We start from the raw sequence: 24,741 nt of genomic DNA, 5'->3' as shown, positions 1-24,741 counted from the left end.
ATCAGCCGGGCGATCCGCCCTCCGCGATCTCTCGTGCCCAGCGGTAGTCGGCCTTGCCTGCCGGTGAGCGCATCATCTCCGCCACGAAGGCGTACGAACGGGGCACCTTGTACCCCGACAGTAACGTCCTGCAGTGCGCGTCCAGCTCCTCCTCCGTGACCTCGACGCCCTCCCGAGGTTCGACCACGGCCGCCACCCTGCTCCCCCAGCGTTCGTCCGGCACCCCGGTCACCACCGCGTCGAACACCGCCGGATGCCCCTTGAGCACCGCCTCGACCTCTTCGGGGAACACCTTCTCCCCGCCGGTGTTGATGCACTGCGAGCCCCGGCCGAACACGTTCACCGTGCCGTCGGTCTCGACGGTCGCGAGGTCGCCGGTGAGCAGCCAGCGGGTGCCCTCCTCGTCGGTGACGAACGTGCGGACCGTCTTGGCGGGGTCGTTGTAGTAGCCGAACGCCACCCGGCCCGACCTGGCCACCGTCCCCATCTGCCCGGAGCCGGGCTCGACGGGCCTGAGCCGTTCGTCGAGCACGGCCAGCTTGACCACGGAGTTGGGCTGATAGCGCAGGCCCTTCTCCGGCGAGGAGCCGGCCACGCCCGACGCCGTGTAGCCGGACTCGGTGGAGCCGAAGTTGTCGAGGATCATGACGTTCGGGAGCAGCTCCTGCAGCCGATCGCGTACGGCGCCGGACAGGATGGCCCCGGTCGAGCTGACCACGATGAGCGAGGAGACGTCGTGGCCGCCGCCCTCCAGCGCGTCCGCCAGCGGCCTGGCCATGGCGTCGCCGGTGATGTTCAGGGTGAACACGCATTCCCGCTCGATCGTCCGCCACACCTCGGGGGCGTCGAACTTGCGCACGTACACCATGGCCGAGCCCATCCACCAGGCGATGAACGTGGCCATCTGCGCGGCCCCGTGCATGAGCGGGGGCGCGGCCATCATCACCATCGGGTTGGCCTTGACCGCCTCGTCGACGACCTCCTGCGGGGTGGCGCGCGGCTCGCCGTACGGATTGCCGCCGCCGAAGCCCATGAACAGGTCCTCGACGTGCCACATCGCGCCCTTGGGCAGTCCGGTGGTGCCGCCGGTGTAGATGATGTAGACGTCCTGGCCGGAGCGCGGCGGGAAGCCCCGTTCCGGCTTGCCGCGTTCGAGAGCCGTCGCGTACGGCACCGCCGAGCCGATCGACGACGGCCCGCCGACCGCGATCAGGTGCTCGAGCAACGGCGCCGCACCGGCCACCGCGCTCACCCTCGGGTCGAACTCCACGTCGTAGATCAGCGCCTTGATGTCGGAGTCGCGGTACAGGTAGAGCAGCTCGGCCTCGACGTAGCGGTAGTTGACGTTGATCGGCACGGCCCTGATCTTCAGCGTGGCCAGCATGCCCGCGACGTACGGGATGCCGTTGTAGAGCTGGATCCCGACGTGCTGGCCCGGCTGGACGCCCAGGTCCGCCAGGTAGTGGGCGAGCCGGTTGGCCTCGGCGTCGAGTTCGGCGTAGGTGCGCCGGTCCTGGCCGCAGACGACGGCCGTCCTGTCCCCGATCGTGTCCGCGAGCCCTTCGAACAGGTCAGCGTGGTTGAACTCCATGACGACCCTTCCTCTGTCCGGGGTATGCGGGGTGTCCCCGCAGGTCGGGGTATGCGGGGTGTCCCCGCAGGTCGGGGTGTCCCCGCAGGTTCAGGGCTTGTCGCGTCCGACGATCCACATCGCGAAGAACTGGGATCCTCCGCCGTAGGCGTGGCCGAGCGCCGTGCGGGCGCCGTCCACCTGGTGCTCGCCCGCCGTCCCGCGCACCTGCAGCGCGGCCTCGGCGAACCTGATCAGTCCGGACGCCCCGATCGGGTTGCTGGACAGCACGCCGCCCGAGGCGTTCCACGGGATGTCACCGTCGAGTGCCGTGGCGCCCGACTCGGTGAGCTTCCATCCCTCTCCTTCCGCCGCGAACCCCAGGTTCTCCAGCCACATCGGCTCGTACCAGGAGAACGGCACGTACACCTCGGCGACGTCGATGTCGCGGCGCGGGTCAGAGATGCCGGCCTGGCGGTAGACGTCGGCCGCGCAGTCCTTGCCCGCCTGCGGGCTGACCGTGTCGCGCCCGGCGCGGAAGATCGGCTCCGAGCGCATGGCCGTGCCGTGCACCCAGGCGGGAGTGCCGGTGGCCGCGGACTCGGACGACAGCACCATGGCGCAGGCGCCGTCGCTGGACGGGCAGGTCTCCAGGTAGCGGATGGGCTCCCAGAGCATGGGCGTGGACTCGACCATGGCCTGGTCGATGCCGGGGATCCTCAGGTGGGCGTACGGGTTCTTCAGCGCGTTCAGCCGGTCCTTGACCGCGACGAGCGTGCCGATGTGGCCGGGGGCGCCCGAGGTGCGCATGTACTCGCGGATGTGCGGCGCGAAGTAGCCGCCCGCGCCCACCACCAGCGACGCGCTGAACGGCAGGTGTGTGGACAGCGCCCAGGTGGCGTTGGACTCCGACTGTTTCTCGAACGCCACGACCAGCACCCGCTCGTGCACCCCGCCCTGGATGAGGGAGGCGCCGACGAGCGCCGTCGAGCCGCCGACGCTGCCCGCGGTGTGCACCCGCATCATCGGCTTGCCCGCCGCGCCGAGCGCGTCCGCCAGGTACGACTCGGGCATCATCACGCCCTCGAACAGGTCGGGCGCCTTGCCGATGACGACGGCGTCGATGTCCTTGAACGTCAGCCCGGCGTCCTCCAGCGCCCGCAGCGCCGCCTCGCGCACGAGCCCGGCGATCGACACGTCCGTGCGCCTGCTGCGGTAGCGCGTCTGCCCGATGCCGATGACAGCACAACGGTTTCCCATCACGCCTCCAACAGTGTGACGAGGTTCTGCTGCAGGCAGGGGCCGCTCGTGGCGTGCCCGACGGTGCGGCGGGCGGCGCCGTCGTGGATGCGCCGCGCGGCCTCGCCGATGCGGATGAGACCCGTGGCCATGACCGGGTTGGCGGCCAGCGGGCCGCCGGACGGGTTGATCTCGGTGTCGTCGTCCAGGCCGAGCGCCTCCCGCAGGATGATCTCCTCGTGCGGGAACTGGGCGTGCAGCTCCGCCACCTCGACGGGGCCCTTGCCGACCCCGGCGGCGCGTGCGGCGTCGGCGGCGGAGGCCGACCGCGCCAGGTCGCGCATGCCGAGGTAGTGGGGCTCCGTGCGGTGGGCGATGCCCCGGATGTAGGCGGGCCGGGGGCACAGCCGGCTCGCCAGGTCGCCCGCGGCGAGCACGATCGCGGCGGCGCCGTCCGTGATGGGCGGCACGTCGGTCGTCTTCAGCGGCCGGACGGCGACGTCCTCGCCTTCGGGGTCCGGCAGGTCGAGCGCGTACGGGTTGCGCCGCCCGTCGGCCCGGCTGCGCCTGACGATCTCGTCCAGCTCGGCCCGGTCGGCGCCGGCCGCGTTCGCCTGGAGCGCGGCGTAGGAGAGCTGGTCGAGCCCGAGCGGCGCCAGGTAGTACGGGTCGAGCTGGAGGGTCATGATCGTGCGCAGGTCGCCCAGCGACGACTTGCCGAAGCCGTAGACCAGGGCCGAGTCGATGTCGCCGTGCTGGAGGCGCACCCACGCTTCGTACAGGGCCCAGGCGCCGTCCATCTCCACGTGGCTTTCGGAGATGGGCGGCCAGGCGGCGATCGCGTCGAGGGCCGACACGAACGAGAAGGGGGCGCCCGCCAGGTAGTCGCAGCTGCCGGAGCAGGTGAAGCCGAACCGCTTGAGCCCGGTGCGCTCCTTGACCTCGCCGATCACGGGGCCGATGAGCTCGGGCTCGGTCAGTCCGGTGTCGTGGCCCGTGTGCCGCGTCTGGGCGAACGCGACGATCGCTACGTCTCTCATGGCCGCTCCACGTCGGGCTCGCCGGTGGGGGCGAACCAGCGGATGTTCGCCATGGACGCCGTCCGTTCGTGCTCGGGGACCCAGACGGCCCTGACGCGCATGCCCTGGCGTACCTCGTGTGCGGGTACGTCCCCGATCAGGGCGATCATGGGGATGTCGCTGCCGTCGAGCAGGATGTACGCCGACACGAACGGGACCTCGGGGGCCCGCGGGTCGGGCAGGTTGTTGATGGCGAACGTGGTGATCGTCCCGGTGTCGGGGAGTTCCAGCGTCTCCGGGATGGTGTCTCCGCATTCGGGGCAGGTCAGCCGGTACGGCACGTAGACCTTGGCGCAGGTGGCGCAGCGGCCGCCGAGGAAGACGCCGCGTTCGATGCCCTCCAGGAAGACGCGGAGGGCGCCGCCCGCCTGGAGGCGGTATTCGGTGCGTACGTTGGCCACGATGTCGGTGACCTCAGGAACGAAACACGAAATGTCGGTGATCTGGCCGGTGGGGTGGTCGTTCCAGACCGGCCACACCCGCATGCCCGCCCGCAGCCTCTTGGGATCACCCGCGTCCACGGCGTGCACGAGCGCGGTGTCCGCGCCGTCGAGCCTGATCAGCGCCCAGGCGAAGGGGCGGTCGAGCGGGTGGCCCGCGCCGGGCTCGGGCACGTAAGCCCATGTCGTCACCGTCCCCGCCGGGCCGACCTCGACGAACTCGCCGGTGACCGGTTCGCCGGTCGCGGGGTCGTACTCGAGGGGCGGCACGAGCACCTTGCCCTCTTTCGTGCGCACCCCGACGATGCGGCGGCCGCGTAATTCGCTGAGGAACCGGCCGATCACCGGGCCCGTGGTGCGCGTGTAACCGCCCGGGAACTCCAGAACGTGCTGGGCTACCAGCGGATCAGATGGCACGGTCGTGTCCCTCCCAGTACGGGTCGCGTAGCTTGCGTTTGAGCAGCTTGCCGTTGGGCTCGCGGGGCATCTCCGCGATGAAGTCGACGCTTCTGGGCCACTTCATCCTGGCCAGGCGGCCCTCCAGCGACGCGAGCAGCTCGGCGGCCAGCTCCGGCCCCGGCTCGATGCCGGGCGCGGGCTCGACCACGGCCTTGATCTGCTCGCCCCACTCCTCGTCCGGGATGCCGAACACGGCCACGTCCGCCACCTTGGGGTGGACCATGAGCTCGTTCTCGATCTCGGCCGGGTAGATGTTGGCGCCGCCCGAAATGATCATGTCGGCCTTGCGGTCGCAGAGGTAGAGGAAGCCCTCCTCGTCCAGGTATCCGATGTCCCCGACGGTGAAGAAGTCCTTGAGCCGGTTGGCGGCGGTCTTGGCGGGATCGCCCTTGTACTCGAACGGGACGCCCATCATCTTCATGTAGATCGTCCCTGGGGTGCCGGCCGGCACCGGCTCGCCCTGGTCGTCCACGATCAGCAGCTCGCTGATCGGCCAGGCCGAGCCCACCGTGCCCGGGTGCGCCTTCCATCCCTCGGGCGTGGCCAGGGTGCCGCCGCCCTCGGTGGCCGCGTAGTACTCGTACACGCAGTCGCCCCACCACTCGAACATCGCCCACTTCACCGGGACCGGGCAGGGAGCGGCGGCGTGGATCATCCACCGCAGCGAGGAGAGGTCGTACGCGTGCCTGGTCTCCTCAGGCAGTGCGAGGAGCCGCTTGAAGTGGGTCGGGACCATGTGGGAGCTGGTGACGCGGTGCCGCTCGCACAGCCGCAACATCTCCTCGGCGTCCCACCGGTCCATGTAGACGAGCGTGTGGCCCATGTGCAGGGCGGTCCCGCCGAACTGGGTGACCGCCGTGTGGTAGCCGGGCGAGGTCACCAGGTGGGCGTTGGGGCGGCCCGGCGTGATGCCGAACAACCCGAGCAGACCCGTCATCAGCTCGGCCGAGTCGTCGGGGTCGAGCCCGCTCAGGTGGCGCCTGACGCCCTTGGGCTTGCCGGTGGTGCCGGAGGTGTAGTGCATGGTGGCGCCGGCGGTGCGGTTCCCGGGCGCGGTGTCCGGCTGCCCGGCGGTCAGCTCGTCCACCGGGCGGAACCCGCCGGCCCGCTCGCCGAGCACGAACCGGCGCCCCGGCTCGATGGCCTCGGCGCCCCTCGCGCCCTCCTGGAGGAAGCGCGGGTGCACGAAGAACGCCTTCGCCTCGCTGTCGGAGACGATGTACGCGATCTCGGGGCCGGTCAGGTGCCAGTTGACCGGGGTGTAGTACCACCCGGCCTGCAGCGCGGCCAGGTAGAGCACGAGACCGTCGGCGCCGTTCGGAGCCAGCCCGCAGATGCCGTCGCCGGGCTCAAGCCCGAGGCCGCGCAGGCCGTGCACGAGCCGGTTCGAGCGGGCCAGCAGGTCGCCGGCGCGGTGCTCCGTACCGTCGGGATCCACGGCGGCGATCCACTCGGGGTCGGCCTGCGCGAGCCTCCAGAAACCGAGCGTGCCCATCTACTCCCCCTGCTCATGGCCTCCACTCCGTGGAGGCGGGTTCGGTCGCCCTTGATGCCGCCGCCTTCCCCGCTCTGGTCGCAAGGCTCCCGCCGCTCCTCCAGGCGACGGCGCTCCCTCACATCACGGGGGCCAGACAGGAACCTGTTCTCGTTTGATGGGGGGAGCGTATCCTGGGGCGAAAGTTCGTAGCAAGCGCTTGATTCAGCAATTCGGAGGCACCCGTGGAGCTCCTGCCGATCAGCACCCCCCACTGCCGGATCGAACGCGACGGCCACGTCCTGACCGTCACCATGAACCGGCCGGAGGCCCGCAACGCGCTCTCCTCCGACATGCTGGTCGGCCTGGCCTCGGCCTGGGCGTACGCGTCGGCGGAGCCGGAGATCCGGGTCGCGATCCTCACGGGCGCCGGGGGCACGTTCTGCTCCGGGGCCGACCTCAAGGCCATGGGCCAGCCGTCCACCGACCCCGAGGTCCAGGCCAGGGCCGCGCGGATTCCCAACTACCACTGGAAGGGGCTGCTGCGCGAGGACCTGCCCGCCAAGCCGGTCATCAGCGCGGTCGAGGGCTACGCGGTCGCGGGCGGCACGGAACTGCTGGTGGGCACCGACCTGAGGGTGGTGGCGGAGTCGGCCACGCTGGGCCTGTTCGAGGCCAGGCGCGCCCTGTTCCCCATGGGCGGCAGCGCCGTACGCCTGCCCCGGCAGATCCCGTACTGCCACGCCATGGACCTGCTGCTCACGGGCCGCGCGATCACGGCGGCCGAAGCGCTGTCCATGGGCCTGGTCAACCGGGTGGTCACCGACGGGCAGGCGCTCGCGACCGCCCGCGAGCTGGCCGAGGACGTCGCCGCCTCGGGCCCGCTGGCGGTCCAGGCGATCCTGCGCACCTACCGCGACACGCTCGGCCTGGCCGAGCCCGAGGCGCTGAAGGTCTCGGACGAGCTCGGCTGGCCGGTGATCGGCTCGGAGGACGCCAAGGAGGGCACCCGCGCCTTCCGCGAGAAACGCTCTCCCGTCTACCGCGCCCTCTAGTCGCCGGTGATGCGGCCGAGGCGTTCCAGCGCCTCGGCGTACTCCTCCACCAGCCCGAACACCACGTCCTTGGTCGACCTGACCTGGTTGGTGACGCCGATGATCTGACCGGCGGGGAACGTGGCCAGCTCCGACACGTCCGAGCGGCCGATGCGGCGCAGCGCGTCCGACACCAGCATGAACTGCAGCGGCATCGGCAGCGTCCCCGGCGACTCCTCCGACTCCCACGCCTCGGTCCACTCGTTCCTGAGCAGCCGCGCCGGCTTGCCGGTCCAGCTGCGCGAGCGCACCGTGTCGCGGGACGTGGCCGCCAGGATGCGCTGCTTGGCCATCTCCGGCGTGTCCGCCTCCTCGACCGTGAGCCACAGGGATCCGGTCCACACGCCCTCCGCCCCCAGCGCCATCCCCGCCGCCATCTGACGGCCGTTGCCGATGCCGCCCGCCGCCAGCACGGGCACGTCCACGGCGTCCACGACCTGCGGGATCAGCACCATCGTGGAGATCTCGCCGGTGTGCCCGCCGGCCTCCGTGCCCTGGGCGACGACGACGTCCACGCCCACCTCCACCTGCTTGAGCGCGTGGCGGGGCGTCGAGGCGAGCGCGGCGACCTTGACGCCCCGCGCGTGGGCGAGGTCCACCACGTCGGCGGGCGGCGGGCCGAGCGCGTTGGCCAGCAGCGCGATCGGGTGGCGCAGGGCCACCTCGACCTGCGGCCGGGCCGTGGCGTCCGTCCAGCCGAGCAGCACCCGCCCGGGGTCGGCGTCCGAGGACAACGCCGGCACTCCGTGCCTGGACAGCAGGTTCTCCACGAACGCGCGGTGCCCTTCGGGGATCATCGACTGGAGGCGGCCGACCAGCTCCTCGGGAGCGAAGTCCGCGCCCTCGTACGAGGCCGGCATGACGACGTCCACCCCGTACGGCCTGCCGTCCACGTGGTCGTCGATCCACTTGAGCTCCATCTCGAGCTCTTCCGGCGTGAAGTAGAGAGCCCCGAGCACCCCCATGCCGCCCGCGCGGCTGACGGCGGCCACCACGTCCCTGCAGTGGCTGAAGGCGAAGATCGGGAGCTCGATTCCGAACATGTCCGTGACCCGTGTCCGCATGGACTGACGATAAGTCCGGGAAAGCCACACTGCAACGCGTTCTACTCTAGAACGTTCGCTCGGTCAGCCTCATGGAATGCGTTCTAGCGAGGCAGCCTGCGCCAGAGGGGGCGGGGCAGCAGCCGCAGCAGGCCGAAGGCGGGCCCGAGCGCCCGCGGCACCCAGACGGAGGACGATCCGTCACGCAGCGCGGCCACCGTGGCCAGCGCCACCTGCCGCGGCGTCGAGGACATCGGCGCGGGCGCCAGCCCTTTCGTCATCCGCCCGATCACGAAGCCCGGCCGCACGATCAGCACCCTCGCGCCCGACCCGTGCAGGGCGTCGCCCAGCCCCTGCGCGAACCCGTCGAGCCCGGCCTTGGCCGAGCCGTACACGAAATTGGCCCTGCGCACGCGCGCGCCCGCCACCGACGACAGCACCACCAGCGTGCCGTGGCCCTGCTCGCGCAGCACCCTGGCCGCGTGCAGGCCCACCGACACGTGCGCGCCGTAGTTGACCGCCACGGCCTCGGCGGCGGCCACGGGATCGGCGTCGTAGCGCTCCTGGGTCCCCAGCACGCCGAACGCGGAGATCACCACGTCGAGATCGCCCACCAGCTCCGTCGCCCTGGCGAAGACGGCGCCGTGCCCGTGGACGTCCAGCGCGTCGAACGGCACGACGTGGACCTCCGCGCCGAGGTCAGGCGGGTCGAAGCCGCCCCGCGCGGCCAGCACCACCCGGCTCGCGCCCAGCCCTGCCAGCAGCCTGACGATCTCCAGCCCGATCTCGCTGCGCCCGCCGAGCAGCAGCACGGTGTCGACCCCGCCGAGAGCGTTCTTCACAACCGCAGCCTCCTGGCCAGGTCGGAGCGGAACAGCCCGGCGGGATCGGCCTCGTCCCTGATCCGCCGCCACCGCTCCAGCTCGGGATACATCTCCGCCATCATGGCAGCGCCCAGCCGCGCGTCCTTGGCGAGATAGACGCGCCCGCCCGCCTCGGCCACCCGCCGGTCGAAGCCGCGCAGCAGGCCGCTCAGCCCGCGCCCGCCGGCGGGCAGGTCCAGGGCCAGGGTCCAGCCGGGCATGGGGAACGACAGCAGGCCACCCGAGCCGGGCCCGAACCTCTTGAGCACCGTCAGGAACGACGGGCTGCCGTGCTCCGACAGGGTCGCGACGATGCCGCGCAGCGTCTCCTCCGCGCCGAAGGGCACCACGAACTGGTACTGGACGAACCCGCGCGGGCCGTACATGCGGTTCCAGCCCTCGACGCCGTCGAGCGGATGGAAGAACGGCGCGATGCCCTGCGTGAGGGTCCCGCGCCGCGGCGCCCTGCGGTACCAGACCTCGTTGAACGCGCGCAGGCTCAGCCCGTTGAGCAGCCCGCCGGGTACCCACGCGGGGGCCCGCGCCAGCGCGCCCGGCGCGAACGGCGGCGCCTGCTTCACCTCGGCGGCCGTCGCGTGGTCGCCCCTGGTGAGCACGCTGCGCCCCATCCGCCGGCCCCGGGCGAGCAGGTCGATCCAGGCCACCGAGTAGCGGCGGCGGTCGTCGGTGCCCGCCATGACCGCCATCGTCTCGTCCAGGTCCGCGGTGCGCTGGACGTCCACCCGCATCATGGACGTCTCGATCGGCACGCAGCCGAACGTGACCTCGGCGATCACCCCGGTCAGGCCCATGCCGCCGACCGTGGCCGAGAAGAGCGGGTGGCCGGGACGGAGGGTCAGGACCTCGCCGCCCGCGGCCACCAAGGTCAGCGAGCGGACGTGCGCGCCGAACGAGGAGTCGCGGTGGTGGTTCTTGCCGTGGACGTCGGCCGCGACGGCGCCGCCGACGGTGACGTGCCGCGTGCCGGGACTGACGGGGACGAACCAGCCCCTGGGGACGAGCGCCGTCATCAGCGTGTGCAGGCTCACCCCGCCGGAGGCGCTCACCAGGCCGCCGCCCTCGTCGAAGCGCCACGCGTCCAGGCCCGTGCAGTCGACGACAAGCCCGCCGGCGTTCTGCGCGGCGTCGCCGTACGAGCGGCCGAGGCCCCGCGCCACCACGCCCCGGCGCGGCGCGGAGGCGACCAGCTCGCGCAGCTGCCCGACGGTGCGGGGCCTGGCGAGCCGCGCGGGCGTGGGCGCCGTACGCCCCCAGCCGGTCAGGAACGTGGTCACGCGTAGATCCCCAGGCCGACGAGGACGACGAGCACGGCGGCGAAGAGCAGGGTCGGCCGGTCGCGCAGGGCGAGCTCCTCGGGCTCCTCACCTCCCCCGCGCTCGACCAGCAGGTTGTGCCGGAGCACGAGCAGCACGAAGGGGACGATGCTGAGCCCGTAGAACAGGTCGTCGTGCGCGTTGAGCGCCCACAGGCAGTACGTCACGATCATCGCGCCCGAGCACATGGTCCGCACCTGGGCGAGGTAGGCGGGCGAGTAGGCGGCCAGCGTCGCGCGTGTCCCCGTCGCCTCCACGAGCCGCAGCTCGGCCTCGCGCTTGCCCGCCACCAGTTGCAGCGCGGCCAGCGAGACGACCACCAGGAACCACCCGGTCACCGGCACGTCGACCGCCACGGCCCCGGCGTACGCCCTGATCACGTGGCACCCGGCGACCGCGATCAGGTCCACGACCTCCTGGTGCTTGAGCCACAGCGTGTACGACAGCGTCAGGACGAGGTAGCCGGCGACCACGGCGGGCGGCTTCCAGCTCCCGGTGAGCGCGGCGACGGCGGGCGCGAGGAGCAGCAGCACGACGCCGGTCACCCGGGCGGCCCGCACCGACACCGCCCCCGCCGCGACGGCCCGCCGCCGCTTGCGCGGATGCAGCCGGTCGGCCTCCACGTCGGAGGCGTCGTTGATCAGGTAGGAGCCGCTCGCGGCCAGGCAGAACGCGGCGAGCACCAGCAGCGCGGCGATCAGGTCGCGCGGCTCGCCCAGCACCCCGGCGGCCATGGGCGCGGCGAGGACGAGGACGTTCTTCAGCCATTGGCGGGGCCTGGCGGCCCTGACCAGCGCCAGCGCCGGCGTGGCCGCCCGGGGGCGAGCCACCACGCCCTGGCTCATGAGGTCCTGCGGCCGCGCAGGGTCAGCAGGAGGCCCGCCACGAACAGCACGACGCCCACCACGCCGAGCACGACGGGCAGCGTGACCCTGATCAGTTCGATCTGGCTCTTGCCCTCTCTCGCGTCCTTGACAAGCCCGTCGACGGTGTCGTCGGTCATCTTGGCCGTGGCCACGAACGCCTTGGAGCGCTCGACGCCGTCGTCGCTCTTGAGCACCTCGTCGCGCTGCTGCTCCTGGCGGACGGGGGCGCCGGTGGTGGGCTCGATCCAGAAGGTGTTGGTGCCGGAGTAGACGCGGTCGAGCTGCACGTCGCCCGACTCGCCCATGTCGAACCAGGCGGCGGGCGCGGTGAGCGTCTGCGTCTCGGTCTCGGGGACGACCTGCTCGAACTTGTACGTGTTCAGCCCGCCGACCTGCTCCTCGCCGACGAACTTGGCCTCGAACGCCTTGCCCGCCGTGGAGTTGAAGACCATGTAGCTCTTCTTCTCCACGTCGAACGGGAACTTGTAGATCTGCCCCTGCAGCTCCACCGGCTCCTTGTCGATGCTGACGCCGCAGCAGTTGAGCCCGACGCCGGAGCGCTTGTCGAAGGCGCTGCGCCGCTCGGTGAAGTCGATGCCGGGCTTGCCGTGGGTGACGTCGTTCACGGCGGTGAACTCGTCCCACACGACCCGGTCGCCGGACGCCTCCTTCACGTCGCCGCGCGTGGTGACGATGATGTCGAGGTCGGCGGTCAGCACCTTGCCGTCGGCGACGCTGAAGTATTGTGCGCCGGTCGCCCGGAGCTTGCTGATGCCGTACTGGTCGCCTGCGGCGCTCATGAGCGCGGGCGCCACCTGGAAGCGCACCAGGGGAGCCAGAACCACGAGGAATGCCCCGACGGCGATGAGGACGCTGCCAACGACGACCCGGTTCATCGACCCTCCATGTGCCAGGTGCACGGACGCCTGTCTGGGTGGTTAAGTACTGAAACCAAGTTTCTACTCGCCGGTATGTTATTGCGGGGAGTGACCATCGTCACCAGGGATGCGGAAACGTGACCGAAACAGGTTCTACATCGGCGCGGCTGCCGGTGATCTCCGGCCGCCAGGCCCCGCTCGACGGCATCCGCGCCGTGGCCGCCTTCTCCGTGCTGCTCTTCCACGTCGCGATGGAGGCGGGAACGGCGCTGGAGCCGGGGTTCCTGGGCGGTGTGCTGTCGAGGGGCGAGATCGGGGTGCCGATCTTCTTCACGCTCTCCGGCCTGCTGCTCTACCGCCCGTGGGCGGCGGAGGTGCTGACCGGCGAGCGGGCCCCTGACACGCGCCGCTACCTGTGGCGGCGCTTCTTCCGCATCATCCCCGCCTACTGGCTGGTGGTGGCCGTGGCCCTCCTGCTGTGGGGCGGGGCCCACCGGTCCGACCCGTGGACGTGGGCGCAGCTGGCCTTCCTCGTGCACATCTACGACCTGACCCCGTGGTGGTACGGCCTCGGGCCCAAGGGCCTCGGCCAGATGTGGAGCCTCGCGGTCGAGCTGACCTTCTACCTCACGCTCCCGCTGATGGCGGCGGCGCTGCGCTGGTTCGCGCTGCGCGCGGGAGCCGACCTGCGAGCCAGGGCCAGGCGCCTGCTGATCGGGCTGGCCGCCTTCGGCGCCCTGTCGTACGTCTACACGATCTTCGAGTACTTCCCCGAGTACCGCCCCTGGATGAACGTGTGGTTGCCGCGCTCGTGGACGTTCTTCGTGCCCGGCATGGCCCTCGCGGTCCTGACCGTCTGGGCCAGGGCGGAGGACGGGCGGGTGCGCCGCCTGTGCGCGGCCCTGGCCGGCTCGTGGGGCACGCTGTGGCTGATCGCCGGGCTCGCCTACCTGATCGCCTCCACCCCGGTGACCGGGCCGCGCTTCGTCGGCCTGGGCGGCATCTGGACGGCCTTCTCCGAGCAGGCGCTCTACACGCTCGTCGCGTTCTGTCTCGTCGCGCCCGCGGCGCTGGAGGCCCGGCGGCCCACCCGGCTGGGCGAGCTGCTCGGCGGCCGGTTCATGAGCTATCTCGGCCGCATCTCGTACGGGGTCTTCCTCTGGCAGTTCGTGGTCATCTACCTCTGGTACGACTTCACGGGCCAGCGCCCGTGGACCGGCAACCTCTTCCTCAACCTCGTCGCGATCAGCGCCCTGACCGTCGCCCTCGCCGGGCTCACGCACCGTTACGTGGAGGAGCCCGCCCGGCGGCTGATCCGGTTCGTCCCTCACGCGGCAGGCGGGGCGGGCCCCGGCTCCCCGAAGGCCGCGGCCCTCAGGCAGAACGCCTGACCCTGGCCGCCCGCCGCGCTGATCCGCATGCCCTTGCCGGCCCCGTCGTGCGGCACGTAGTAGAGCGCGCCCGTCTCCCCGGTCGCCGGCAGCGTGGCCGCCCGCTCGGTGCCGCCGAGATCCACCACCACGTGCACCTGCCGGGGGCTGGTGTAGGCCAGGGCCACCACCATGCCGGGGCCGCCGGGGGACTCGACGGGGAAGACCTTGTCCTTCGCGTAGCACTTCTCACCCTTCATCGCGTCGAAGAACGGCGCCACCCGGCCCACCGGGACGAGCTTGCCCGTGGAGTCGAAGACGTACGGCTTCGCCGAGGGCCGCGGGTCGCGCATACGCTGCCGGAGGCCGGGATCGGCCAGCGGCGCGAGCACGTACGACGTCAGCCTGCGGGCGCCGTTCCACGGCAGGACGACCTCCGGCGGCACGGGACGCGGGTAGACGTCGGTCTCCGGCGCGGCGGTGGCCAGCGAGGCCCGCGCGTTGTCCAGATATTTCCTGACCTTGTCGCCGCTGAGGGTGTCGCCGTAGGCGTTGATCGAGACCAGCGACGCGGCGAGCACGGCCACGGTCAGCACGCTCGCGGCCATGGACAGGCCGCCGCCCACCGGCCGGCGGCGGGCGTCCCGCTCGCCCTCGACCGGATGCCAGGCCAGCGCCAGGCAGAGGGCGAACACCACCGCGGCGTCGGCGACGTACCGGGTCTCCGCGCCGACGAGGTCCCAGGCGGTCGCCCGCGCGATCGTGGTGGGGATCGCGTCGGCCACGATGACGTACGCGGCCAGGATCGCCCACGCCCGCCACGCCCGCCTGCGGTACACGCACGTGACCACGACCAGCAGCGCGAGCAGCACCCATGCCGCGATCACGGTGGCCTGGACCGGATCGGCCAGCCCGCCGGTGGAGGTCAGCCCGCCCCAGCGCAGCGGGCCGCCGACGGCGCCCGTGGGAAAGGTCTCCCCCAGTAATCTGCGCAGCAGCCCCGGCACCACCTCGGCCTTCGGCCCGGTCAGCGCGTCGGAGCCGGCGGTGTCGCGGCGCAGCAGGTAGAGCACGGCGTACCCGGCCAGCAGCACGCCGTGCGCCCACCAGACCGGCCTGCTCAGCTCGGCCCCCAGCGCCCGCAGCCACAGGCCCCTTCCGAGGTAGGCGCTGGTGACTCCCAGCACGACGAAGGGAATGAACACCCCCTTCGTGGAGCAGGCCATCCCGGCGGCGGTCCAGATCAGGGCGTGCCACCGGCCCTTGCCCTCGCGGACGTACCTGACGTGCGCCGCGAGCGCGGCGACCAGCGCGAGCTGCAGCGGCACCGCGTTGAGCGCCGCCGACCACCAGCTCATCGCGGGCACGGTGAGCGGCGCGAACGCGTAGACGGCCAGGGCGGCCGGCACCACGGCGCGGTCGCCGAAGAGCCGCCGCAGCAACACCAGGAACACGATCGAGGCGGCCGCCTGGAGCGCGAGCGTCACGAACGACACCAGCGCCCAGCTGTACGGCGCCACCCAGGTGAGCAGCCACACCAGGGCCAGCGAGCCGGGCATGAGATGCCCCTTGTGCACGCGGGTCAGGTAGTCCCAGGTGAACCCGCTGTCGGCGGCCCCGGCCACGAAGAGGAAGTCGTCCTCGACGAAGTACGCCTTACTGAGGACGTGGGCCCTGAAGATCAACGAGACCAGGACGAGCAGCAGGCCGACACCCACGATCGGCCCGGTGCGGATCGAGGGCAGCGTGATCCGCACGGGCTCGGAGCTCCTGGCGCCTTCCGTCATCGTCGATTCCTTCCGCTGCGTCAGAGATCCCCCGAGTGGACTGCCGTGCCGGCCCTGCCTCGCACGTCCGCGGCAGGCCAGAAGGCGGGTTCGGTGTTGGTAGGCTCCGCGCCGTGGACACCCCCGTACCGTTCCGAGCGGATCTCGGCAGGTCCGTCCGGCTGCTGCGCGCCTTCCGCCTGGAGCAACGCGACCCCGACTTCTTCTACGGCACCCTGGCCATGGACACCGTCGCCCAGCTCGGCACGTACACGGAGCTGGCCGGCGCCACGGTGGCCGACGTCGGAGGCGGGCCCGGCTACTTCGCCGACGCGCTGCGCGCGGCAGGGGCGCGCCCGGTGTGCGTCGACTGCGACGCGGGCGAGATGCGCCTGCGCGACGGCAGGCCGCCGCGCGACGCCGTGCTGGGCAGCGCGCTCGACCTGCCGCTGGCCACCGGCTCGGTGGACGTGTGCTTCTCGTCCAACGTGCTGGAACACGTCCCCGACCCGCTCAGGATGGCCGCCGAGATGGTCAGGGTCACCCGGCCCGGCGGGATCGTCTACCTGTCGTACACGGTGTGGCTCTCGCTGTGGGGCGGCCACGAGACCTCCCCCTGGCACTACCTGGGCGGCCACTACGCCGCCCGGCGGTACACGCGAAGGCACGGCAGGCGGCCGAAGAACGTCTACGGCGAGAGCATGTTCGCCGTCGGGGTGGCCCGCCCGCTGGCCTGGGCCAGGCGCTGCCCCGACGCCGAGCTGCTGGACGCGGTCCCCCGCTACCATCCCCGCTGGGCCCGGCATGTCGTCCACCTACCTGGCGTCCGCGAGCTGGTCACCTGGAACCTGCTCCTCGTCCTGCGCCGCAGGTGAGCGCCGCCGCATGAGCAGCAGCGCGGCCACGACGCAGCCCGCGCCCGCCACGCCGCCGCCCACCGGCGCGACCGTGCCCAGCAGCAGGATCCAGCGGCGGTAGGCCGCCGCCGTGTCCAGCGCCGCCACGACGTCGGCCTCGCTGGTGCGGAACGTCGCGTCCAGCGCGGTCAGCCGGCCCCGCTCGTCGGCCGTGACCAGCGTCTCCTTCACCTCTTCCACCGTCCTGACCGGCTGCCCGCTGACCGGCTCGACCCAGTACGTACGCCGGATCTCGGCGTAGCGGCCCAGCCCGACGTCGCCCTTGCCGGGCAGCCCGACCAGGCGGCGCGGCAGCGGCGCCGTCTCGCCCGGCACCAGCCGGCGCGGCGTGCGCTGGACGTAGCGGTAGGTCTCGACGCCGCCTATCCGCTCGACCCCGTCGAAGGCGGCCGTGACCGGCACGCGCAGCCGCAGGTCGAACAGCGTGTAGTCGCGGCGCTCGGCGTTGAAGGGCCAGCGGAACGCCTGGCCGGACTGCCGGATCGTGGTGTCCTCGTCCAGGTACTCGCCGCAGCAGTTGACGATCGCGCCCGTGCGGCGGTCGAAGGCCAGGCGCCGCTCGTGGTAGTCGAGCCGCTCCTCCTCCCGCGTGGCCAGGGAGACCGACTCGCCCCACACCGCGCGGTCCTCGTCGCCGGCCAGCACGTCGCCGATCAGCCAGCGGGTCTGGACCAGCTCTCCCACCACCGGCCGCATCGTGGCCGGGTCGAGGTAGGTCGCCGATTCCGCCACCGACCGGGTCATGCTCTGCTGCTCCAGCGGCGCCTTGAGCACCTGGGCGGCCACGTACAGGCGGGACAGAGGGATGAGGGTCAGCAGGAAGGCGCCCACGCCGGCCAGCACCAGCGCGAGGTTCCTGCGGCTCATGACGATCATGGTCGCGGCACCGCCTGCCCCGGTGTCACGTCTCCGATGCACACGCCCGGCGGCAGGTCGTCGATGACGATGCGGTCGGCGCCCGGCTCCGCGAGCACGAACACCCGGCCGAGGCCGGCCCGCAGCGCCACGTCCGTGGCGCGGTCGGCCATCCACAGGGTGACCCTCGTGTCCGCGCGGGCGGCGTACCCGAGCCTGACCAGGGTGCCCTCCGCGCGGGTGACGCGGTTGTCCAGCGGCACCTGGACGGTTCCGCCGGTGACCGGCCAGCACCGGTCCCGGGTGCGCGGAGCGAGCGGGACGCCCCGCACGTCCACGGGCCGCAGGCGGCCCTGGTCGTCGAAGACCATGCCGTCGAGCGCCGCGGGCGGCGCCTGCATCGTGGCCCTGAGCCGCGGCGGGGCCAGCGCGCCCAGCACCTTCGACGTCAGGCTGTAGGCGCCGTAGCTGCTCGGCAGCACGTCGGGCGGCACGAGCCGGTCGTAGATCACCGTGCCGGGCGCGGCTCCGGCCAGCTCGGCGCGTGCCGTCTCGATGTAGCGGTGGCGCCGCTCCGCGCCCAGGTGCCCGGCGAAGACCGAGACCGACACCAGCGACGCGCCCACGAACAGCCCGAGCGCCACGCCGCAGACCCCGCTCACCCGTTCCCTGGCGGGCAGCGCCCGCCGGTACGGCTCCGCCTCTCCCGGGAGCGGCAGCAGCACCAGCCCGGCGACGAGGGCGACCAGCGGGACGGCGTCGGCGACGTAGCGCGTGTCCGTGCCGGCGAACGAGCCGAACAGGTGGACCCGGCCCCAGAGCACCGGAAGGGCGTCGGCGACGAGCACGTAACCGAGCAGCAGCGCCCACGCCAGGCCGGCGCGCCTGCGATAGTACGTGGTGACCGCCACCATGGCCGCGAGGGTCACGAGGGAGGCGATCACGACGGGCAGCGGTGGCGAGGCGACCCCCCAGTCGTTGCCGGCGAACCACCGCCACGGGCCACCCAGCACGGTCGTGGCGAAGGTCCTGCCGAGCAGCTCCCACAGGAAGCCCGCCGCCTGGTCGAAGATCGGCAGTGCCCCGGTGCCGGGCGCCGACGCCGACCGCTGGACGTAGAGCGCGCCGAAGCCCGCCAGCACGGCCAGCTGCATCGACCAGGCCGCCAGGTGCCCGCGCAGCGCGCGGCGGAGACCGCCGTGATAGATCGCCGTGAGGGCGAACAACACCAGCGGCAGCGCGAAGCCCTTGACGAAGCCCAGCAGCCCGAACAACACCCACAGCGCGGCGGCCACGGCGTGCCGCAGCCGGCCGGTCCTCAGGTGGTGCCAGTGCGAGGCGACCGCCATGGGCAGGGCGATCTGCAGGAAGACGGTGTTGAGCCCCGCCGCCCACCACACGAGCACGGGCACGGTGACGGGTGCGACGAGGAAGACGAGGAGCGGCGCGAGGATCGCGGGCCGCGCGCCGAACACGACGCGAAGCATGCGCAGCACGGCCAGGGCGGCGCAGGCGTGCAGCGCCAGGACCATGCCCGCCGCGTACCCCCAGCCGAAGGGCTCCAGCCTGGCCGACAACCAGGCGAGCAGGAAACCGCCCGGCATGAACTGCCCGAAGTGCACGCGGGTCAGGTAGTCGAAGGAGAGATCGTTCTCCACCGCCCTGGCCACGAACTCGAAGTCGTCCTCCTTGAAGTAGGCGTGCTGGGCGATGGCCGCCTTCCACGCCATGGCCGCGCCGACGAGCACGAGCGCGGCCAGCAGCACCCCGTGCCGCCCGGCCCACCGGGACGCCGCCGCAGCGGTGCGGGCGATCGGGGCCGGGACGGTGATGACCATCCCGGTGCGCGGCTCGGCCGTCCGGCTCACGGAACGCTCGTCATGGCCGGGCCGCCCGCGGCGACGGGTACGGAAAGTTCGGACGTCCGCGCGGTCCGCCTGGCGGGGATCTCGGCGAACAACTGCGCGAGGAAGGGCAGGCAGAGGAGCTGCGGCCAGAAACCGCCGGCGCCGGCGGCCACCAGGACCGCGGCGGCCATGAAGAGGGCGACGCCGCCCGGCGGCCCGATCAGCAGGCGCCGCCACCGCGGCACGCGCGCGTGCTCGGCCGTGCGCAGCGACCGCGACCACGCCCCCAGCGCGTAGGCGGCGCCCGCGACGCCGGCGCCCACCGGCCCGCCGACCCAGAAGCCCAGCCCGACGGCGAACGGCGCGAGGTGCGCGGCGCGCAGGCGTGCGGGACGGACCAGAGCCCGGTGGCGCGCGGGCGGTGCCGTCCTGACCAGGGCCAGCAGCACGACCAGCAGCGCCAGAGCGCCGCCCGCGGCCAGCCCCGCGCGGTAGCGGGAGTCGGGCTCGTACGTGAGCGTGACCGCGCCCGCGACGTGCGACGGGAGGAACCACGCCTGCCGCCAGCCGTCGAGCCGGACCGGCTTGAGCTCGACGGCGCCCAGCCTGGCCCGCCAACCGGGGTTGAAGTTCTCGTTGACGACCAGGTAGGAGTCCTTCGTGACGCCGACCTGGACCACCCGCTCCCCGTCCTCCCACGACGTCACGGCCACCTCGCTCATCTCCACGGGCGCGACCTCCCGGCCGCCGTCCTCGTGGCGGACGATCGCCGACTCGACGCGGTAGGCGTCGCCCGGCCGCAGGGACAGCCGCGCCTGGCCGGACTCCAGCCGCAGCGGCTCGCAACTCTCGAACGCGACGGGCCTGCCGGTGACCACGTCGTTCAGCGAGCCGTCGACGATCCTGGTGTGCACGGTCTCGCCACCGGCGGTGAACGTCGGCCCGAACCCGCAGGGCACGCGGAGCGGGAAGCCGTTCAGCGCGCCGAGCGGGCGTACCCCGGGGAAGGAGACGTCGGTGATCTCGACGGGACGGCCGCCCGACGCGCCGAACTCCAACTCGACCTTCTTCGCCTCCAAGGCGGGGAAGCGGATGATGCCGCCCTGGCCCACCCAGCTCTGCCTGACGCCGCCCTCGGCGCGGATCGTCACGCGGACAGGAGGCGCCCCGAGGTAGGAGTCGGGCGTGACGACGCGGATGTGCGACAACCGCGTCCTACGGGCCAGCTCGACGCTCAGCGTGGGCTTCGGGTCGAGCGGGTCGGCGAACCACGCGGTCTTCGGGTCTCCGTCGAACGCCCACCGGCCGGACGCCGCGCCGTGCTCGACCACCGTCGAGGACGCCCGCACCTTCACGGCGTCGCCGGGCAGCGTGGTCAGCCGCTCGATGGCCGTGCGCTCGGTGAGCACGGTACGGCCGGAGAGCTCGTACGAGCCGCCCTTCCTGACGGTGAAGGAGCGGTCGAATCCGTGCCCGTCGTCGCCCAGGACCTCGTGGCCCTCGGCGCAACTCCAGGCGAGCGAGCCCCTGACGCAGCCGGGAACGTCACCGGTCCTGCTGAACGCGACCGTCGCCGGCTCGCCGGCACCCGAGGCCGTGCCCGGGTCCGGCACGGTGATCGAGCGGGTGGGGTGCACCCCCGGAATGGTCAGCTCCGTGATCCCGACCCGGCCGCCGGGCCCGCGCTCCGGCTCGCCGGCGGTGGACACCACCTTCAGGCGCAACCGGTCGGCCGGGCCCGCCGGCACCACCAGCTCCTGGGCGTCCGACGTGGCGCGGACCTTCTGGCGCAGCGCGCCGTTGCCGGTCTCCACCACCACCTCGGCGGGCGCGGGGCTGATGGGCGAGTGCTCGAAGGAGACCTGGAACGTCGTGACGTCCAGCGGCTCGGTGAAGGCGACCTCGATCCACTCGCCGGCCGCGCCGTTCCAGCCGGTGGAGCGCCAGCTGGTGCGCCGGTCGCCGTCGAGCGCGGCGAACGGCTGGTGGCCGGGCTCCCTGCTGCGCGGGGCCGCCGTGACGTCCGCCTCGGAGCTGGACGCCGTGACGCTCGCGATCCCGGTGAACGTGGCCGTGGCGAGGTACCGCTCCCACCCCGGGTCCAGGATGTCGTTCGACGGCGAGGCGCCGCGGAACGGCTCCGCCGCGGTGAGCGTGGCGCTGGCGTTGCCGCGCAGGTCGGGGTAGGCGAGCTCGCGCCGGCGCAGCGTGTCGGTCAGCACGGTGTCGCGCCCCGGCACCTCGACGCGCCCGTCGTCGTCGTTGAGCAGCACGGGCCTGTCGTCGTCCAGGAGTCCCTGCTCGGCCAGGTCGAGCACGGCCTCCGGGGCTCCTCCGACGCGCAGCGGGCGGGTGGCGTCGACGGTGCCGACGAGCGGCGCGGCCCCGGGCACCCGGTAGATCTCGACCGCGGGGTAGGGCTGGTCCAGCCAGGCGGCGGCCTTGCCGTACTGGCCGATGCCCACGCCCGGGCCCATCCGGGCGGCGAGCTCGATGCCGGGCGAGTCCTCCAGCGCCTGGTGCACGCGGGCCGGCCAGGCCGTGCCGATGGTGGCGCGGTCCAGGTCGTTACGGACCACCAGGTACGTCACCCCCATGCGGCGCAGCGTGGCCGTGAGCCCCGCGGACCCCACGCCGGCGGACAGGCGCTCGTCGACGGCCGCCATCAGCCGCGAGATGCCGGCCGACCCCCACGGCACGATGGTGTGCGTGGCCCAGCGGACCTGCGAGAGCGCCTGCAGCGGCTCATCGAGCGGGCGGCCCCAGAGGTACTCGCCGCGTTTGGCCCCCGGCACGGCCAGCACCATCCCGTCGCCGGCGTTGCGGCCGACCCAGGAGATGGCCTGCTTCCAGTAGTCGGGGATCGTGGTGAAGCCGCCGGCCGGCGCGAGGCCCGCGTACAGGATGGGCAGGCCCGACAGCGTCACGAGCCCGGCCGTGGCCGCGGTGAGGGGCACGCGCAGGCGCGGGCGCGCCGTCGCGAGGAGACCGGCGACCCCGAGCGCGACGGGCAGCCTGATCAGCGCGTCGAACTTGTGCAGGTTGCGGAAGGCGGCGAGCGGGCCGTCCAGCAGCTGCACCATGAGCTCGTGGTGGGGGGTTCCGGGATGGCCCGTGGTGATGACGGCGACCCCGCACAGCAGGCTGATGAGGAGGAAGGGGCGCTCCGGCATCCTGCGGGAGGCGAGACCCGCCATGCCCGCCGCCGCCACGGCGGCGGTGACCACGATCAACCACGGGACCGTGGACTGCTGGTGGGCGTCCGGCAGCCAGGTCTGCCCGTCCACGGTGAGGAAGCTGAGCCAGCTCGACGTCCCGCGCAACGTGTTGACCAGCGAGGTGACGCCGGTCGTCGCGCTGGCTGTCTCGATGTAGGGCAGGAAGGAGAAGATGTAGCCGCCGAGCGTCAGCAGCGGGGCGAGCCACCACATCGAGGCGAACACGATGAGCGGCAACCACCAGGCGACGAGCCGCCGTTTGTCCGGCCCGCCGCGCCGCGTCAGCAGGTAGAGCAGCGGCACGGCGAGCACGGCGTACTCGGCGACGGCGTTGACGCCCCCGCAGAAGAGGAAGGCGAGCGCCGACAACCCGGCCGCCCGGCGGGGCTGCAGCTCGCCGTTGGCGCCCTTGACCAGGGGGAGAACGATCCACGGCAGGACCGCGCTGGGCAGGAACTCCGAGGAGTTGATGCCGATGAGCGCCTGCGCGTGCGGTGCGAGCGCGTACACGAAGCCGGCGATCACGCGGGTGTACGGGCCGCCGATGCGCAGGGCCCGGGCGAGCTGCACCACGCCGAGGAAGGCGGTGCAGAGGACCAGGGACATCCACAATCGCTGGACCATCCAGGAGTCCATGCCCAGCTTGAGGCAGAGCGCGTAGAACGGTCCCATGGGAAAGAGGTAGCCGTAGGCCTGGTTCTGCAGGTGGCCGAAGTACGCGCCGTCCCACAGGTGCAGGGCCCGGCCGAGGAATCCCAGCGGGTTGACCGCCATGTCGAGCTTGGTCTCGGGGATGATCTTCTCGGTCGCGGTGTTGAACGCGATGGCGCCGAGCAGGAGGCAGGAGGCGAGGAGCCGCAGCCTGTGCCTGACCCGGATCTCGTAGCTCTCGGCGGCGGACTCCGCGAGCTCTTCGTGGAGTCCAGGCGAGGCTTGGGTCACTGATGGGCTCCGCCGCGATCTTGGAGTTTCGCCAGGATAAGTGCGGTTATGCTAGCCCCAGTTCGGGCCCACGTAAATTCGCGCGCCCACGCCCGGCAGGCGTCGGCCACCTCGGCCCTGCGGCACGGGTCCGACAGTTCCTTCAGCGCCCGTTCGACCACGTCGGCCAGGCACTCGTCCTCGCTCACGAGCCATCCGGTGACGCCGTGGCGCACGGAGTCGCGCAGGCCCGCCACGTCATAGGCCACCGTCGGGACCCCGAGGGCGGCGGCCTCGATCACGGTCAGCCCCCAGCCTTCGAACTCCGAGGCCGTCACGTTGAGGTGCGCGGCGCCGAGCAGCGCGTTCTTGCGCGCCGCCGGCAGGTATCCGTGCAGCACGGCCCGCCCGTGGAGCCCGCGGTCCGCGATCCGCCGGGCCAGCGGACCCTGTTCCGGACCGCGCCCGACGACGTGCACGGTCAGTCCCGGCCACGACGCGTCGAGGCGGGCGGCCAGGTCGACGACCCGCTCGATGCGCTTGTGCCCGACGAGCCGCCCCGCGTAAACGATCGTGGGCTCGCCCTGTCCCGGCTCCGGCGCGACCGTCCCGGGCTCGGCGCAGCCGTTGGGCACGACGGTGATCGGGGCGAGCCAGCGCAGCTTCCCGGCCAGCTCCTGCTTGGACGACTCCGAGACGGTGACGGTCAGGCAGCGGCGGTAGAGCAGCCGGGCGACCGGCCCTTCGACGAAGCAGCCGATCCTGGCCAGCCAGCGCGGCAGGAAGGCGTGGAACTGCCGGTCGTGGACGTGGTGGACGAGGCAGAGCACGGGTGTGCGGCGGCGTACGACGAGGGGGGAGAAGAAGGGGATGCCGTTCATCGTGTCGATGACGGCGTCGACCCGGCGCCGGTGGAACAACAACCAGAGCGGCACCAGCACGTAGACCAGGTAGGGGTTGCCCATCCTGCGCAGCCGGATGCCCTCCAGGACCTCGGCGCGCCGCTGTCCCCGCTGGCGGCCGGTCACGAAGGTCACCACGGCCCCCTGGGCCAGCAGGAACCGGCTGACCTGCCAGGCGTACTCCTCGGCGCCGCCGGCGGTGGACTGCCGGGGCTCGCGGAAGTTGAGCATGGCCACGCGGATTCCCGCGAGCGGCCGCTCTCCCCCTTCGCCGCCGGCGCGCGGCGCGGGCGGGGCCGCCGCCTCTGGCTCACCGGTAAAGACCACCGTCACTCCTCACAGCGGGCGTGCGGGCACGGCGAAGCCAGCCCCTGTGCTGTTGAGCTGGTACGACGCCGTCAAGCAGGGACGACCCGTCAAAGGGCCAGGATCACCTGGTGCCGTAGTTGTAGAGCGGCTGGTTCGGCGGAGTCAGGGCGGGTGACGCCACATTGACCACGGCGACGGAGGCTCCGACCGCCAGCAGAGCTCCGATGGCCAGGGCCACGAGAAGTCGCAACAACAGAGCACTCCTTCCTGTCAGTGGCGCAGTGTGCCGAGACTAGA

The 24,741-nt window shown here is 72.5% G+C and carries 19 protein-coding genes; 3 read left to right on the top strand and 16 right to left on the bottom strand.

The features are described 5' to 3' along the window. Position 1: 1 nt before the first annotated feature. The 5 genes from ABGB01_RS17170 to ABGB01_RS17150 form a co-directional block, all read right to left on the bottom strand. Complete coding sequence (locus tag ABGB01_RS17170) at positions 2-1,591, bottom strand: acyl-CoA synthetase (protein WP_347774374.1); 1,590 nt, start codon at positions 1,589-1,591, stop codon at positions 2-4. 90 nt (positions 1,592-1,681) lie between these two features. Beyond that, on the bottom strand, positions 1,682-2,830 hold the full coding sequence (locus tag ABGB01_RS17165) for a thiolase domain-containing protein (protein WP_347774373.1): 1,149 nt from the start codon (positions 2,828-2,830) through the stop codon (positions 1,682-1,684). Continuing rightward, on the bottom strand, positions 2,830-3,849 hold the full coding sequence (locus ABGB01_RS17160; protein ID WP_347774372.1) for a thiolase domain-containing protein: 1,020 nt from the start codon (positions 3,847-3,849) through the stop codon (positions 2,830-2,832). The genes ABGB01_RS17165 and ABGB01_RS17160 overlap by 1 nt, the downstream gene beginning before the upstream one ends. Continuing rightward, the gene (locus ABGB01_RS17155; RefSeq protein ID WP_347774371.1) at positions 3,846-4,745 is read right to left on the bottom strand and encodes an OB-fold domain-containing protein; all 900 of its coding nucleotides are present in this window, start codon (positions 4,743-4,745) and stop codon (positions 3,846-3,848) included. The genes ABGB01_RS17160 and ABGB01_RS17155 overlap by 4 nt, the downstream gene beginning before the upstream one ends. Beyond that, a complete protein-coding gene (locus ABGB01_RS17150) occupies positions 4,735-6,282 on the bottom strand; it encodes an acyl-CoA synthetase (protein WP_347774370.1) in 1,548 nt (515 codons plus the stop codon). The genes ABGB01_RS17155 and ABGB01_RS17150 overlap by 11 nt, the downstream gene beginning before the upstream one ends. Before the next feature lie 224 nt (positions 6,283-6,506). Here ABGB01_RS17150 and ABGB01_RS17145 point away from each other — a divergent pair, with 224 nt between their 5' ends. Further along, on the top strand, positions 6,507-7,316 hold the full coding sequence (locus tag ABGB01_RS17145) for a crotonase/enoyl-CoA hydratase family protein (RefSeq protein WP_347774369.1): 810 nt from the start codon (positions 6,507-6,509) through the stop codon (positions 7,314-7,316). On the opposite strand, the gene ABGB01_RS17140 is transcribed toward ABGB01_RS17145, so the two are convergent. From ABGB01_RS17140 to ABGB01_RS17120, 5 genes are all read right to left on the bottom strand, one after another. Beyond that, positions 7,313-8,419 (bottom strand): nitronate monooxygenase family protein, encoded by a 1,107-nt coding sequence (locus ABGB01_RS17140; protein ID WP_347774368.1) that lies wholly within the window; start codon positions 8,417-8,419, stop codon positions 7,313-7,315. The genes ABGB01_RS17145 and ABGB01_RS17140 overlap by 4 nt on opposite strands. Positions 8,420-8,502: 83 nt before the next feature. Then, positions 8,503-9,240 carry an SDR family NAD(P)-dependent oxidoreductase gene (locus ABGB01_RS17135; RefSeq protein WP_347616359.1) on the bottom strand — a complete coding sequence of 246 codons (738 nt, stop codon included), beginning with the start codon at positions 9,238-9,240 and terminating at the stop codon, positions 8,503-8,505. Further along, positions 9,237-10,556 carry an FAD-binding oxidoreductase gene (locus tag ABGB01_RS17130; RefSeq protein WP_347774367.1) on the bottom strand — a complete coding sequence of 440 codons (1,320 nt, stop codon included), beginning with the start codon at positions 10,554-10,556 and terminating at the stop codon, positions 9,237-9,239. The genes ABGB01_RS17135 and ABGB01_RS17130 overlap by 4 nt, the downstream gene beginning before the upstream one ends. Beyond that, positions 10,553-11,428: a decaprenyl-phosphate phosphoribosyltransferase gene (locus ABGB01_RS17125; RefSeq protein WP_347774365.1), complete on the bottom strand. Its 876-nt coding sequence runs from the start codon at positions 11,426-11,428 to the stop codon at positions 10,553-10,555. Before ABGB01_RS17125 ends, ABGB01_RS17130 begins: the two co-directional genes overlap by 4 nt. Positions 11,429-11,436: 8 nt before the next feature. Beyond that, positions 11,437-12,357 carry a DUF3068 domain-containing protein gene (locus tag ABGB01_RS17120; RefSeq protein ID WP_347774363.1) on the bottom strand — a complete coding sequence of 307 codons (921 nt, stop codon included), beginning with the start codon at positions 12,355-12,357 and terminating at the stop codon, positions 11,437-11,439. Between the two features lie 119 nt (positions 12,358-12,476). Between ABGB01_RS17120 and ABGB01_RS17115 the strand changes: the two genes are divergently transcribed. After that, positions 12,477-13,730, top strand: a complete 1,254-nt coding sequence (locus tag ABGB01_RS17115) for an acyltransferase (RefSeq protein WP_347774361.1) — start codon at positions 12,477-12,479, stop codon at positions 13,728-13,730. Here the strand turns inward: ABGB01_RS17115 and ABGB01_RS17110 are convergent. Further along, positions 13,667-15,496: a hypothetical protein gene (locus ABGB01_RS17110; protein ID WP_347774360.1), complete on the bottom strand. Its 1,830-nt coding sequence runs from the start codon at positions 15,494-15,496 to the stop codon at positions 13,667-13,669. The two genes, ABGB01_RS17115 and ABGB01_RS17110, sit on opposite strands and share 64 nt — an antisense overlap. A 113-nt stretch (positions 15,497-15,609) precedes the next feature. Here ABGB01_RS17110 and ABGB01_RS17105 point away from each other — a divergent pair, with 113 nt between their 5' ends. Beyond that, complete coding sequence (locus ABGB01_RS17105) at positions 15,610-16,350, top strand: class I SAM-dependent methyltransferase (RefSeq protein WP_347774359.1); 741 nt, start codon at positions 15,610-15,612, stop codon at positions 16,348-16,350. Here ABGB01_RS17105 and ABGB01_RS17100 read toward each other — a convergent pair. The 5 genes from ABGB01_RS17100 to ABGB01_RS17080 all read right to left on the bottom strand — a co-directional run bounded on the left by ABGB01_RS17100 (position 16,291) and on the right by ABGB01_RS17080 (position 24,697). Continuing rightward, the gene (locus ABGB01_RS17100) at positions 16,291-17,259 is read right to left on the bottom strand and encodes a DUF3068 domain-containing protein (RefSeq protein WP_347774358.1); all 969 of its coding nucleotides are present in this window, start codon (positions 17,257-17,259) and stop codon (positions 16,291-16,293) included. The two genes, ABGB01_RS17105 and ABGB01_RS17100, sit on opposite strands and share 60 nt — an antisense overlap. Positions 17,260-17,264: 5 nt before the next feature. Then, positions 17,265-19,115, bottom strand: a complete 1,851-nt coding sequence (locus ABGB01_RS17095; protein ID WP_347774357.1) for a hypothetical protein — start codon at positions 19,113-19,115, stop codon at positions 17,265-17,267. Further along, positions 19,112-23,254, bottom strand: coding sequence for an alpha-(1->3)-arabinofuranosyltransferase (locus ABGB01_RS17090; protein WP_347774355.1), 4,143 nt, complete (start codon positions 23,252-23,254; stop codon positions 19,112-19,114). The genes ABGB01_RS17095 and ABGB01_RS17090 overlap by 4 nt, the downstream gene beginning before the upstream one ends. Further along, a complete protein-coding gene (locus ABGB01_RS17085) occupies positions 23,251-24,462 on the bottom strand; it encodes a glycosyltransferase family 4 protein (RefSeq protein WP_347774353.1) in 1,212 nt (403 codons plus the stop codon). The genes ABGB01_RS17090 and ABGB01_RS17085 overlap by 4 nt, the downstream gene beginning before the upstream one ends. A gap of 103 nt (positions 24,463-24,565) precedes the next feature. Beyond that, the gene (locus ABGB01_RS17080; RefSeq protein WP_281284010.1) at positions 24,566-24,697 is read right to left on the bottom strand and encodes a hypothetical protein; all 132 of its coding nucleotides are present in this window, start codon (positions 24,695-24,697) and stop codon (positions 24,566-24,568) included. Positions 24,698-24,741 lie beyond the last annotated feature (44 nt).

The sequence above is a fragment of the Nonomuraea sp. B5E05 genome, from assembly GCF_039880665.1.
Classification (GTDB): domain Bacteria; phylum Actinomycetota; class Actinomycetes; order Streptosporangiales; family Streptosporangiaceae; genus Nonomuraea.
The sequence above is the reverse complement of the archived record's forward strand: the minus strand, read 5'-3'. Positions and strand labels throughout refer to the sequence as shown.